Below are 12,896 nucleotides of genomic sequence, written 5' to 3'. Positions count from 1 at the left end.
CTCTCCGCACGAGAAGTGTCAATGCGGAGCCAACCCCTCACCCAAGTGACTTTGTTGCAAGAGCGGTGCTGCCCTCTCCCACAAGGGGAGAGGGCACATTCACGGGCATCGCCGCCTGCGGATAAGAAACTCGGGAGGAAGACAAACAACATGTCCGCCAGATACGAAGAGCTCAAAGGACTGAAAAACCTCGGCCAGAAATACGCCTACACCGATCGCGAGGTGATGCTCTACGCCTACGGCATCGGGCTCGGCGCCGATCCGATGGACGAGAATGAGCTCGCCTTCGTCAACGAGGGCACGCTGACGCCGCGGCCGCTCAAGGTGGTGCCGACATTCGCGTCCGTCGCGGCGTGGGGCGCGGGTCCCGGCGAGATGAACCTCAACCGCGTCATGGTGGTCGATGGCGAGCGCGACATCACCTTCCACCAGCCGCTGCCGGTCGCCGCGCACATCACGGCCGACTCTTCCGTCGTCGAAGTCTACGACAAGGGCAAGGACAAGGGCGTCGTCATCGCGCACCAGACCGTGCTGAAGAACGAGAAGGGCGAGAAGCTCGCGACCCTCGTCGCCTCGCGCTTCGCCCGCGGCGACGGCGGCTTTGGCGGGCCGAGCCTGACCCAGCCCGATCCGCACAAGATCCCGTCACGCGCACCCGACAAGACCATCGACATCACCACGCGCCCCGACCAGGCGCTGGTCTATCGCCTCTGCGGCGACCGCAACCCGCTGCATAGCGATCCCGAGTTCGCCAAGAAGGCCGGCTTTCCGCGTCCGATCCTGCACGGCATGTGCACCTACGGCATCACCTGCCGCGGCGTGCTGCAGACCTACGCCGACTACGACGCGAGCGCCTTCCGCCAGCACGTCGCGCGGTTCTCCTCGCCGGTCTATCCCGGCGAGACCGTGACCATGGACCTCTGGAAGGACGGCAACGTGATCTCGTTCGAAGCCAAGGTGAAGTCGCGCGGTGTCACCGTGATCAAGAACGGCAAGACGGTACTGGGTTAGGCGGACACTGGTGCTTCACTCCATCGCCCCGCTTGCGGGGAGAGGGTGGGGTGAGGGGGAGTTTCCCCGGGGACAGTGACAGTTGAGCTCGCGGAGGCTCCCCCTCACCCTGAAATCAAGCTGCGCTCGATTTCAGGCCTCTCCCCGCACGCGGGAAGAGGCGAAGAAAAACAAAACAGGGAGAAGCCACCATGGGACTACTCGACGGCAAGGTCGCGCTGATCACCGGCGCGGGCGGCGGGCTCGGTGAGGCCTACGCGAAGCTGTTTGCGCGGGAAGGGGCCTCGGTCGTCGTCAATGACCTCGGCGGTCCCCGTGACGGCTCCGGCGCCGACAAGTCGATGGCGCAACTCGTGGTGGACGCGATCAAGGCCGAAGGCGGCAAGGCGATCGCCAACGGCGCCGACATCTCCACCATGGAGGGCGGCCAGTCGGTGTTCGACGACGCCATCAAGCATTTCGGTCGCGCCGACATCCTGGTCAACAATGCCGGAATCCTGCGCGACCAGACCTTTCACAAGGCTTCCGAAGCCGACTGGGACAAGGTCATCAAGGTGCATCTGAAGGGTACCTTTTGTTGCACCATGCCGGTGTTTCGCTGGATGCGGGAAAATGGCGGCGGCGTCATCGTCAACACCGCCTCGACCTCGGGCCTGATCGGCAATTTCGGCCAGACCAATTACGGCGCGGCCAAGGGCGGCATCTGGGGCCTGTCCAACGTGCTGGCGATCGAGGGCCGCAAGTACAACATCCGGATCTGGACGCTGGCCCCGGGCGCCCTGACCCGCATGACCGCAGACCTGCCCCGCTATAAGGAGAACCCCTCCGCGGCGCTGGGGCCGGACGGCATCGCGCCGGCCGTGCTATACATGGTCAGCGACTTGTCGGGCGACCAGACCGGCAAGGTGCTGGGTGTGTCCGGGCCCCGCGGCGTGCGCGAGATGCGGATGATGGAAATGGAAGGCTGGAAACCGCCGCACACGGGCTGGAAGGCCCAGGACATCGCCGATCACGCCAAGGAGATCTTCTTCTCCGAGGAGCAGATCAAGATGGGTGCGCGGCGGTTTTAGGCTGTTGTTGTCGTTCCGGGGCGATGCAAAGCATCGCACCCGGAACCTCGAGATTCTCAGGTGCGCAATTGCGCACCAGAGTTCGGCTCTGCGAGCCGCCCCGGAATGACGAACAGAGACGAGGACTAAATGAAACTGACCGCCGACGCCAAGGGCACTTTCGCAATCGCGCCGACGCCGTTCCACGACGACGGCCGGATCGACGAGCGCTCGATCGACCGCCTGACCGATTTCTACGAGGAGGTTGGCTGCGACGGCGTCACGGTGCTGGGCATCCTCGGCGAGGCGCCGAAGCTGGACGCGGCCGAGGCGGAGCAGGTGGCGGTGCGCTTCGTCAAGCGCGCCAAGAAGATGCAGGTGATCGTCGGCGTCTCCGCGCCGGGCTTTGCCACCATGCGCTCGCTGGCGAAGGCCTCGATGGACGCGGGTGCGGCCGGCGTCATGATCGCCCCGCCGCCGTCGCTTCGGACCGACGACCAGATCGTCGGCTATTTCAAGCAGGCGGCGGAAGCGATCGGGCCGGATGTTCCCTGGGTGCTCCAGGACTATCCGCTGACGCTCTCGGTGGTGTTCACCCCCGCCGTGATCCGCAAGATCGTCATGGACAATTCGAACTGCGTGATGCTCAAGCACGAGGATTGGCCGGGCCTGGAGAAGATCACGACGCTTCGCGGCTTCCAGAAGGACGGCTCGCTCCGTCCGCTCTCGATTCTGTGCGGCAATGGCGGCACGTTCCTGGACTTCGAGATGGAGCGCGGCGCCGACGGCGCCATGACCGGCTACGCCTTCCCGGAGCTTCTGATCGACGTCGTCAACCTCTCCAAGGCCGGCAAGCGCGATGCCGCGCATGACCTGTTCGACGCCCATCTGCCGCTGATCCGCTACGAGCAGCAGCCCGGCGTCGGCCTGACCATCCGCAAACACGTGCTGCAGAAGCGCGGCGTCATCGCCTCCAGCGCCCAGCGCAAGCCCGGCGCGTCCATCACGGCGACGGCGAAGGCCGAGGTCGAGTACCTGCTGTCGCGAGTCGCCCGTGTCGACAAGCGCGCCAATCTCGGCCCGCAATCCAGCGCCGCAGGTTAGTTGGATGACCGAGACATCAGCATCACGCCCGGCGTCGACGATCCTCCTGCTCCGTGATGGCGCCAAGGCCGATAGCAAGGGCCGTGGCGAAATCGAAGTCTTCATGATGGTCCGCCATCATCAGATCGAGTTCAACTCGGGCGCGCTGGTGTTTCCCGGCGGCAGCGTCGATGCCGGCGACAACGAGATCGTTGCGCGCTCCGACCTGTATTCGGGCGGTGAAGGCCTCAGCGAGGCGGATCGCGGTTTTCGCATCGCTGCGATCCGCGAGACCTTTGAGGAGAGCGGCATCCTGCTGGCGCGGTCGAAGGGGACGGGCGCGCCTGTCGATGCCAGGCGTGCCGGCGAGATCGCCGACAAGCACCGCGTCGCGCTCAACGAGCACAAGGTCAGCTTCCTGAGCATCCTGGTCGACAACGACCTTCAGCTCGCGCTCGACACGCTGGTGCCTTACGCGCACTGGATCACGCCGGAGGGCATGCCCAAGCGCTTCGATACCTGGTTCTTCCTTGCGGCGGCGCCACCCGATCAGCTCGGCGCCCATGACGGAAGGGAGTCGACCGATTCGATCTGGGTCTCGCCGCGCGAGGCGGTGGAGGGCGGCGAGAGCGGCCGCTTCAAGCTGCCGTTCCCGACCACGCGCAATCTGATTCGCCTTGCGAAACAGGGCAGCGTGAAAGACGCGCTCGACCATGCCCGCGGCATGTCGATCATCACGGTGATGCCTGTCATGACCAAGACCGAAACCGGCCGCCAGCTGCGCATTCCCCGCGAGGCTGGCTATGACGGCGAGGTGTTCGAGGTCGGGGCGGTGGGCTAATACACTTCGACACGTAACGAACTATCTGCGATCGCAGACGCGCTAGGTTCCGTCCTGACAACGGGACGGACCGCGCGAAATGGACAGCCGGCAGGATACCAACATCGCCGTCGAGCTGGCGCTCCTGGTCGCGCTCGCAACGCTGTGGGGCGGCTCCTACACCTTCATCAAGCTCGGCGTCGCCACCATTCCCCCGATTACCTTGATCGCGGCGCGGACCACGATCGCAGGCCTCCTGTTGCTCGCCGTGATGTGGGCGCGCGGCATCAGGATGCCCACGGACGCAGCGACCTGGCAGCGCTTCGCCTTCCAGGCCGTGCTCAACAGCGTCATCCCCTGGACGCTGATCGCCTGGGGCGAGCGCCATGTCGATGCCGCGCTCGCCACCATCCTCAACTCGGCCGGCCCGATCTTCACCTTCCTGCTCACGGCGGTCGTCACCCGCCACGAGGCGACGAGCCCGCGAAAGCTGTTCGGCGTCATCGCCGGCATGGCCGGCATCCTGCTGATCGTCGGCGTCGATGCCTTCCACGACATCGGCAGCGGTCTCCTCGCGGAGGCGGCTATCGTCGCCGCCACCATCTGCTACGCCTGCGCCGCGATCTTCGGCCGCAGCTTCAAAGGCCTCGACCCAATGGCGCCCGCAGCCGGCTCGCTGCTGGCCGGGGCGGCGGTCCTGATCCCGGCCTCGCTCGTGGTCGAGCAGCCCTGGACGCTGTCGCCGTCGCCCAGCTCGGTTGTGGCGCTCCTCGCGCTCGCATTGTTCTCGACGGCGGCGGCGTTTGCGATCTATTTCCGCCTGATCCAGACCCTGGGCTCGGTCGGCACCACCGCGCAGGCCTATCTGCGGGTGCCCATTGGCGTCGCCATCAGCGTCGCCTTGCTCGGCGAGAGCCTGAGCCGGACCGCCTGGATCGGGCTTGCCTGCGTCGTCCTCGGCGTCGCCGCCATGACGATCCCGGCCCGGCGGCAGGCAAGCGTCAAACCGTCATAGATCGGGCAAGGGGGCTCCGAGGCCAATATTAAGGATAAACGGCGGCCCGAGGCATGTTTCCCCGGGGCCGCAATACGTCGTATATTGGGCCTCCAAATATCCCGGTCCCTCAAAGCCCAATGTCCGCCGAATTGACGCCGACCCCTGAGAAAAAGCGAACATTCTCGCTCTCCATCGGCCAGCTCACTTTCGGCAGCTTCCTGTTGGTGCTGGCGGTGATCATCGTCACGTCGACCGCGAGCGTGATCGCGATCCGGCACATCGATACGACCTTCGCCGAGCTGCAGCGGCTCCAGAGCGTCGGCGACCTCGCCGAGGACATCGATCGCCGCATGAATGAGCTGCGGCTCGCCGCGCGCGACTTCGTCACCGATCCCGGCGCCGGCATCCAGTTCAAGCAGGTCGGCGAGGCGGCCTCGACCCTCAGCGACATCCTGAAGAAGACCCGCATCGAGCTCGCCCCCGAGCAGCAGGACATGATCGACGGGGTGACCGAGCGGCTCGCGACCTATCGGACCGGCCTCGAGCGGATCTCGACCCTGATCGACCGCCGCGCCCAGCTGCTCGCCGGCCTGCCGCCGCTGCGCGAACAGTTCGATGTGGCCGTCTCCGGCACCGCCGACCGTGAGCTGGCCTCGCGCCTGTCGGAGGCGCAGAGCCGGATCGCGCTCGGGCTTCTCGCGCGCAACCCGTCAGCGGCGGAGCAGGCCGCGCAGAACATGCGGGGACTGAACATTGCCGATGCCAAGCTGAAATCGGCGGTCAACGATTACGCCGAGGCCATCATGGCCGTGGCCGTCCGCGAGCGGCAGATCGCCGACATCGACCGCGAGGTGTTGGGAACCGAGGGCCGGCTGATCGGTCGTGTCACCGAATTGCTGCGCGAGGTCAGTGATCGGCGCGGCCACGTGCTGTCGCGCGACTTTGCCCGGACGCTGACGGAAGCGCGATGGCAGAGCATCGTGCTCGGCACCATCGGCGTGCTGATCGGCATCGGCGCTGCCTTGTTCGTGGTGCGCAGGACGGTGCGTCCGCTCGCCCAGATCGCCCGCTCGATCCGCGCGCTTGCGGCGGGCCGGAAGGACACCTCGATCCCGTCCGCCGACCTCGACAACGAGATCGGCGACATCGCCCGCGCAGCCGAAGTGTTCCGCCGCGCGCTGGAGGAGGCCGACACGGCGCGGGAGGCGGCGGTGCGCGCTCTCACCGAGCAGCGGCTCGCCGAAGAGAGCTACCGGAAACTGTTCGAGGGATCGGTCGACGGCATCTACGTCACGACGCCCTCCGGCGATCTCCTCAACGCCAATCCGGCGCTGGCGCGGATGATGGGCTATGACAGCCCGCAGCATCTCATCGACAGCATCAACGACATCGCCCACACCATCTACGTCCATCCCGAGGCACGCGTCGAATACCAGCGGCTGATGGCGCGCGACGGCATGGTGCGCGAGTTCGAGTACCAGGTGCGCCAGCGCAGCGGCAACATCCTGTGGCTCTCCGACAGCGCCACCGGTGTGCGCGATGAAGCGGGCAACATCGTCCGCTACGAGGGCACGCTGCGCGACATCACCGACCAGAAGCGGGCGGAAGACGCCATCGCCGAAGGCCGGCGCCTGCTCCAGCAGGTCATCGACACCGTGCCCGCGGTGATCAACGTCAAGGATCGCGACCTGCGCTATGTGCTGATGAACCGCTATATGGCCGGCATCTTCGGCATCGAACCCGGCGACGCGCTCGGCCGCACCACGGCCGACCTGATGTCGCGCTATGGCGCGGCCAAGTCCGACGAGAGCGACAAGCGGGTGCTCAAGCTTCGAAAAGGCCTCGGCTTCTACGAGGAGGAATACAAGGACGCCTCCGGCAACATGCGGCAATGGCTGGTCAACAAGCTGCCGCTGCTCGATGCCGAGGGCGAGATCGAGCGGATCGTCACCGTCGCACTCGACATCGGCGAGCGCAAGCGCGGCGAGCAGGAGATGCGCAAAGCCAAGGAGTCCGCCGAGACGGCGCTGCGCAATCTGCGCGAGACCCAGGCCTCGCTGATCGAGGCCGAAAAGCTCGCCGCACTCGGGCGCCTCGTCGCCGGCGTCGCCCACGAGGTCAACAATCCCGTCGGCATCAGCCTCACGGTCGCCTCCGCGCTGGAGCGCAAGACCGCGATGTTCACCGCCGAGGTCGAGCGGGGCGAGCTGCGCCGCTCCACGCTCAACGACTTCCTCAGCACCAGCCGCGACGCATCCTCGCAGCTCGTCTCCAATCTCAACCGCGCAGCCGAGCTGATCCAGTCGTTCAAGCAGGTCGCCGCCGACCGCAACTATTCGGACCAGCGCAGCTTCGATCTCGGCGACCTCACCGAGCAGGTGGTGATGAGTCTGAGGCCGGGCCTGCGCAAGCACAATCTGACGCTCAACGTCGAGTGCCAGCCGGATCTGACCATGAACAGCTATCCGGGCCCGTACGGCCAGGTGCTGACCAATCTGTTTCTCAATTCGGTGGCGCACGCCTTCCCGGACGGCCGGCCGGGGACGATCGACATCCAGGTGCGCGAGTCCGGCAAGGACAATGTCGAGATCATCTTCTCCGACAATGGCTGCGGCATGTCGCTCGACGTCCGTCGCCGCGCCTTCGATCCGTTCTTCACGACGCGGCGCGACCAGGGTGGCACCGGTCTTGGACTGCACATCGTCTACAGCATCGTCACCAACCGGCTCGGCGGGCGGCTCGATCTCGATTCCGAACCGGGCAGCGGCACCCGCATCCAGATCATCCTGCCGCGCACGGCGCCGCTGGAGCAGGCTGCCGAGTAGCTTCTATTGTTTGAGCATGATCTTTTCGGAAAACCGCAGCACACTTTTCCGGATCATGCTCCTAATCAGCTTCAGCAAGCTTGTGCAGCGTTGCGCCGAAAATCAGGCTGGCCTTGCCGACCAGCGCCGTGCCCGTCATTTCCGCGCGCGTGTCCGTGTAGGTCCCGCTGACGCCGATACCCACGGGAGCAGGACCGCCGAACAGCGGATTGTCGTCGCCGCGCGGCGAGGTGTGTCGTTGCACCAGCACCTCACCTTTGAAGGTGGTGTCGTCCTTCACCACGTAGCTGCCGGTGTAATAGAGGTAGGCGTCGCCGCCAAGGATCTTGCCGTCGCGAAAAAGGATCACGCCGCTGCCCTTGCCGGCTCGACCATCGAGCAGGGTCACGTGAATCGAGTAGAGACCGTTTTTCATAACGTCCCGCAGGCCGGCCGCCATCGCCCAATGGCGTAACCGGTCCCGCTTTTATGCCAAAGCGCATCCTCTCGCGCAACGCGGCAGTTTGCCGGCCGACCACGGGAAGTTGCCGCCGCGAGCCGTAGTTGTCCCGGCTTGTGCGTGACGCCGTCATGACGGTCTGATGATGAGGCGAGGCCGGCCGCCTGCGAATCAGGGTTGGCCCGCGAAATGCATAACCATTGTTGCACTGGCCGCGGGGTGCTGGAGCAAGACGATGAGCAACTGGATCGATTCCGGCGGCGATGAGCCGCGTCTGTACAGTGCGCGTCCCACCAATTGCAAAAGCGAACGACGGCGTTCCAGCAGCGCAACACGCTGGCGAAGCGTGACGCGGCTGGCAGGCGCCCTGGTCCTGGTTGCACTCGCAGCCCCCTTCGGGCACGCGCGCGACCGCGGCCAGTTCGTCAACACCAATGCCGATCTGAAGGCCTGGTTCGATGGCCTGCGCAGCGGCAAGGGGCCGTGCTGCTCCGATGCCGACGGTTCGGCGCTCGCGGACACCGACTGGGACAGCAAGGACGGGCACTATCGTGTCCGCCTCCCGCGCTATGGCTCCGGGCTCGAAGGGCAGCCGCAGGAACTCGTCTGGGTCGACGTTCCCGAGGAAGCCCTGATCTCCGAGCCCAACCGGGTAGGGCGCACCATGGTATGGCCGATCTACGGCTACATGGGCGTCAGCATTCGCTGCTTCATGCCCGGCAGCATGACGTAACCGCGCCGGCGGCGTGTCGCGTCTGGTGATGCGCGCGCCGGATCAGGTATATTTCTTGTCGCGCTCGAGCAGCTCGATGGAGATGCCTTCGGGGCCGCGGATGAAGCAGATGCGCACGCCGGGCCGGATCGTGGTCGGCTCGCGCGTGAACGTGACGCCCTTGGCCTTGATCTCGGCCGCAACGGCGTCGATGTCCTTCACCGTCAGGCCAAAATGGTCGAGACCCTGATGCGGGTGCGGAGGCGGCGCGTTGACGGCGTTGTCGCCCTCGAGCGGCGCGATGAAGATCCTGGCGCCGCCCAGATTCACGTCGATCCGTCCCGGCGCATGCACGACCTCGCCACCGAGGATGTCCCGCAGCCAGGCCGCCGTGGCCTCCGGATCGGGGCTGCGCAGATGGACGTGATCCCAAGTGACGACTGGCATTTCAATTCTCCCAACGGGCCTTCGGCGATGTTGCAGCGCATGTTAGCGGCGGCGGGCGGTGATCGCCACCGTCCTTGCCGATTCGCAACTGCGCGGGAACCTTAGTTCCTGTTCCGGATTTAAGGTAAGCAGTGGCGGGGTCCGTCGTTGAATGGGCTTTGGCCGCGATCGGTGATGCAACCATGAACGCCAGGCTCGACCGGATCGGATTGAGGCGCTTTGCCGGGACCGGCGAACGAGTGGCGCGGGCCGTGACAATTGCGAGCGTCTCATTTGGCCGCAGCCTTCTGTGGCTGATCGCGGCCATCATTGTCGGCTGCGGCGTCTGGATGCTGCTGCCTCTGTCCAAGGGAAACAGTGCTGAGCCGGTGAAGGCGGAGCTGGCGGCCGTCGAGGCGGCTCCTTCGGCCGATGCGGCCGCAGCGTTGTCGCCGGTCTCGGAAGCCCAGGCACCGGCGATGGCAGACCTCGGTCGTCTCAGGATTTCATCGCAGACCTGGCGCCGCGGCGGCCTTGGCTCGAGAGCCCTGGTGACGTTCACGCTGCGAAACGACAATGACTATGCCGTAAAGGATGTCGAGATCGTCTGCGCGTTTGCGCGGCGCGACGGCAGTCATCTCACCAACCGCAGCCGCGTGCTGGCGGATCCGGTCAGCATGAAGAGCCGCAAGACCTTTGCGCATATCCCCGTGGGCTTCATCAACGTGAATGCCGATCAGGCGAAATGCTCGCTGGTTGCAGCACGCCGTGCTTAACGGCGGAATGTTCCGGTAGCGGAAAAGTTACCCTCATTGGTCCTTGGCGAAAAAACCTCGCATCGCCATTTGAACCGAAGGGCCGGGCCAGGAACCAAATAAGAGATCGCCTGTTGAGGCGGAGAGCCCACGCGGGGATGCGGGGGGCGGAGCGCGGCCAATGCCCATCTTTCGATATTTCACCTTTGTCGGTGGAGCTTTGCTTGCACTGTTGTTCGCGGTGAATTTCGCTTTCCCGGCGGCGCCCGTGGCGCAAGCCGTTGCGACCGTAAGCAACGATCAGCCCCTGATCCGAATCCGGTCCGATCGGCACCTGCCTGAGCGCGTCGTGCTCGACACCAGCCAGCCGACGATTGCCGCGCCGGCTGTGAAGACCGCCGCGGTTGTGGCTCCCCAGCCGCCCGTGCAGGAGGCCCAGTCGGCGGCCTTGGCCGAGCAGTCAGCCAAGGCGCGGGTGCGCGAGACCTTCGCCCAGTTCACGCCGCCGCTGAAGACTGATACCGCCGTCAAGGCTCCGGTTCAGCCCAAGCGCAAGGTCGCCAGGACGCATCCGGCGCCGCAGCAGGGACGGCCGATGATGCTGGTCGCTCAGCAGCCGCATTTCGGGCTCTTCAACACCACTTGGTGAGAGCGCCTTCGATCCGTCTCGAAACGAGGCGGGGAGGGCTTTTTATTGGTCGGCCTCTCTGCTAATTCGAACCCATCCGAACCGCCGTCCGGTGTGCTGGCTCGTCAGCTGCCGGTCTGGCAAGTCTCGGTTTTTGGCCCCGTGTCCGGGCCAGGGCGCTCGTAGCTCAGCTGGATAGAGCATCGGATTTCGATTCCGAGGGTCGGAGGTTCGAATCCTTCCGAGCGCGCCAATCATCTCGTTGGCGTTCCAGATATGTTCCAGAACGGCGCTGATGCCGCGCAGCCTCGCGAGGGCTTGCCGCGTCGGTCAGAATGACGAGACGCCGCCTTGCCGTCCGCGGGCCAGCGTGTCGGAGGGCGCCTCGTGGAACGTCGCGCGGTAAGCCGCGGCAAACTCGCCCATGTGATGGAAGCCCTGCGCGCGCGCACATATGGCGACGGTGGCGCCGCCGCCCTTGAGCAGGCGGGCGCGGGTCGCCCACAGCCGCTTGAGGCGAATGTACTGGTGCAGGCTCATGCCACGCACCTTGCTGACTGCGCCGCCGAGGGTGCGGATCGAGACGCCGAACTCGCCGGCGAGATCGGCGGTATAGATCGGTACGGTCGGATGGGCTGCGAGGTAATCGTCGATCCGCTCTACAAGCTTGATCGAACGCTCGCCCTGGACCGAGGCGCTCCGATCCGACATCGAATCGATCTGAAACAGATCGTCGAGTGCGAGCAGCAGGCCCTCCTGCAGATGGGCCGCCGCCTCGGTGGTCTCGAACAGGAGCGGCTGCATTGAGGCGGTTCGCAGGATGTCGAGCAGGAGCTGCCGCGTGTGCAGCAGGGCGGGCCGGTTCGCGACATGAGCCCGCAAATCGTCGGCCTGATCGAACCAGCCCCGGTCTCTCAGCTCGGGGGAGAAGATAATCATTGCATGATGATTGGTCTGAGGCTCGACGAAGTGGCATTCATCGTTGCCGCGGAGCGTCACGAAGAAGCGCGCGTCGAGATCCAAGCCCTTGAAGTTGACCTGGAGGTCGTCGGTCATGGACAGGATCACCATTCCGCCCGGCATCCGATAGGCGGTGTCGAGGATGCGCGCGAACGATCTCATCATGATGATGCGGCACGCCGGCAGGGAGACGACGGCGCGGGCCGCGGCGAAGTTCGGAATGTCGAGCGGAATGCTTCTGGCGTCCTCCATCGTCTCGATCGGCCGAAACGCATCGACGTCGGCAAAGCCGATCAGTTGAAGGGCGGAGGACGGAGCGAGGGCGTCGAACAACATGGGTCTGGCCGGCTGCTGAAATGTGACAATCAAATGAACGTCGATACACCGCCATCAATGGCGAAACATCGCGTTTCAGTAAACCGAATTTCAGGCCGTAGTATTGCGGACGTCATGCCATGACCTCCGTCGGATCAATGCCATCGTCAACGTTCCCGGCTCATCGGCTGGCCGGAGGCGAGGTCGATGAAATGCAGCCGTGTGCAGGCGGGACATGCGAAGGATGCAAAGCTCCGTCTCTCCTGCCTCAGCTGCTTCTCAAGATCCGTCTGTACGTTCATGCCCGTCTGGGGGCATCGGAAAACGATCAAGTCCGCCATCGCCGTAGAATGACGGTGCGGGCCGATTTCATCTTTGATCTGGATCAGTTTCGGAATCGCTCCAAGCCGGCGATGACGGCGCAAGGAATGATCTCGCAAAAGCGAAGGGGCCCCGAGGGCCCCTCCAGATGTCACCAGCGGCGATAGCGTGGGCCATAATAGCGTGGACCGTAACCGTAATAGCGCGGCCCATAATACCGGGGGCCGTAATACGGCCGGGGCCCGTAATACCCATAGTAGTTCGGACGCCAAAAGCAGCGCCCCCAGGCGTCGCAGACCATGCGGACCTGCTCGATGCCGGAGGCCTGCGGCGTTGCAGGCGCGGGCGCGATGGGCATGGCAGACGCCGCCGGCGATGCCGCCAAAGCACCGAACATGGCGCCGAACAGGGCTGCGGCGACGAGGCCGATCTTGAGATTCATGATGTCTTCCTCCGCTGACGCGATCCAGGATATCGAAGTTGTTCTGATCAAATTGTGGCGGAACCGAAATGTAATGCTGATGAACAAATCTTCAGCCGGTCCGCCGCAGGCTG

At 65.1% G+C, this 12,896-nt stretch carries 13 protein-coding genes and 1 tRNA gene; 10 read left to right on the top strand and 4 right to left on the bottom strand.

From position 1 onward, the window contains the following. The first annotated feature begins 150 nt into the window (after window positions 1-150). The 6 genes from BM190_RS25620 (at window position 151) to BM190_RS25595 (ending at window position 7,785) form a co-directional block, all read left to right on the top strand. Entirely contained in the window at window positions 151-1,011 is an 861-nt protein-coding gene (locus tag BM190_RS25620; protein ID WP_092260165.1) for a MaoC family dehydratase, read from the top strand. Between the two features lie 191 nt (window positions 1,012-1,202). Then, a complete protein-coding gene (locus BM190_RS25615; protein WP_092260163.1) occupies window positions 1,203-2,081 on the top strand; it encodes an SDR family oxidoreductase in 879 nt (292 codons plus the stop codon). A gap of 129 nt (window positions 2,082-2,210) precedes the next feature. Beyond that, window positions 2,211-3,164, top strand: a complete 954-nt coding sequence (locus BM190_RS25610) for a dihydrodipicolinate synthase family protein (protein ID WP_092260162.1) — start codon at window positions 2,211-2,213, stop codon at window positions 3,162-3,164. A 4-nt stretch (window positions 3,165-3,168) separates the two neighbouring features. After that, window positions 3,169-3,984 carry an NUDIX hydrolase gene (locus BM190_RS25605; RefSeq protein WP_092260160.1) on the top strand — a complete coding sequence of 272 codons (816 nt, stop codon included), beginning with the start codon at window positions 3,169-3,171 and terminating at the stop codon, window positions 3,982-3,984. Window positions 3,985-4,063: 79 nt separating this feature from the next. Further along, entirely contained in the window at window positions 4,064-4,978 is a 915-nt protein-coding gene (locus BM190_RS25600) for a DMT family transporter (protein ID WP_092260158.1), read from the top strand. A gap of 119 nt (window positions 4,979-5,097) precedes the next feature. After that, on the top strand, window positions 5,098-7,785 hold the full coding sequence (locus BM190_RS25595) for a PAS domain S-box protein (protein ID WP_092260156.1): 2,688 nt from the start codon (window positions 5,098-5,100) through the stop codon (window positions 7,783-7,785). A gap of 61 nt (window positions 7,786-7,846) precedes the next feature. On the opposite strand, the gene BM190_RS25590 is transcribed toward BM190_RS25595, so the two are convergent. After that, window positions 7,847-8,200 (bottom strand): GrlR family regulatory protein, encoded by a 354-nt coding sequence (locus BM190_RS25590; RefSeq protein ID WP_026202721.1) that lies wholly within the window; start codon window positions 8,198-8,200, stop codon window positions 7,847-7,849. Window positions 8,201-8,459: 259 nt separating this feature from the next. On the opposite strand from BM190_RS25590, the gene BM190_RS25585 reads away from it, so the two are divergent. Beyond that, on the top strand, window positions 8,460-8,957 hold the full coding sequence (locus tag BM190_RS25585; protein ID WP_092260154.1) for a hypothetical protein: 498 nt from the start codon (window positions 8,460-8,462) through the stop codon (window positions 8,955-8,957). Between the two features lie 42 nt (window positions 8,958-8,999). Here BM190_RS25585 and BM190_RS25580 read toward each other — a convergent pair whose 3' ends face one another. Continuing rightward, window positions 9,000-9,383 carry a VOC family protein gene (locus BM190_RS25580; protein WP_092260152.1) on the bottom strand — a complete coding sequence of 128 codons (384 nt, stop codon included), beginning with the start codon at window positions 9,381-9,383 and terminating at the stop codon, window positions 9,000-9,002. A 182-nt stretch (window positions 9,384-9,565) separates the two neighbouring features. On the opposite strand from BM190_RS25580, the gene BM190_RS25575 reads away from it, so the two are divergent. From BM190_RS25575 to BM190_RS25565, 3 genes are all read left to right on the top strand, one after another. Then, the gene (locus BM190_RS25575; RefSeq protein WP_177237285.1) at window positions 9,566-10,138 is read left to right on the top strand and encodes a hypothetical protein; all 573 of its coding nucleotides are present in this window, start codon (window positions 9,566-9,568) and stop codon (window positions 10,136-10,138) included. A 160-nt stretch (window positions 10,139-10,298) separates the two neighbouring features. Then, entirely contained in the window at window positions 10,299-10,766 is a 468-nt protein-coding gene (locus BM190_RS25570; RefSeq protein WP_092260148.1) for a hypothetical protein, read from the top strand. A 155-nt stretch (window positions 10,767-10,921) separates the two neighbouring features. Continuing rightward, a tRNA-Arg gene (locus BM190_RS25565) sits at window positions 10,922-10,998 on the top strand. Window positions 10,999-11,075: 77 nt separating this feature from the next. On the opposite strand, the gene BM190_RS25560 is transcribed toward BM190_RS25565, so the two are convergent. Both BM190_RS25560 and BM190_RS25550 read right to left on the bottom strand, forming a co-directional pair. Beyond that, window positions 11,076-12,041 (bottom strand): AraC family transcriptional regulator, encoded by a 966-nt coding sequence (locus BM190_RS25560; RefSeq protein ID WP_177237284.1) that lies wholly within the window; start codon window positions 12,039-12,041, stop codon window positions 11,076-11,078. A 451-nt stretch (window positions 12,042-12,492) separates the two neighbouring features. Then, window positions 12,493-12,783, bottom strand: a complete 291-nt coding sequence (locus BM190_RS25550) for a hypothetical protein (protein WP_092260146.1) — start codon at window positions 12,781-12,783, stop codon at window positions 12,493-12,495. Between the last annotated feature and the right edge of the window lie 113 nt (window positions 12,784-12,896).

The sequence above is a fragment of the Bradyrhizobium sp. Rc3b genome (assembly GCF_900114915.1).
Classification (GTDB): domain Bacteria; phylum Pseudomonadota; class Alphaproteobacteria; order Rhizobiales; family Xanthobacteraceae; genus Bradyrhizobium.
The sequence above is the reverse complement of the archived record's forward strand: the minus strand, read 5'-3'. Positions and strand labels throughout refer to the sequence as shown.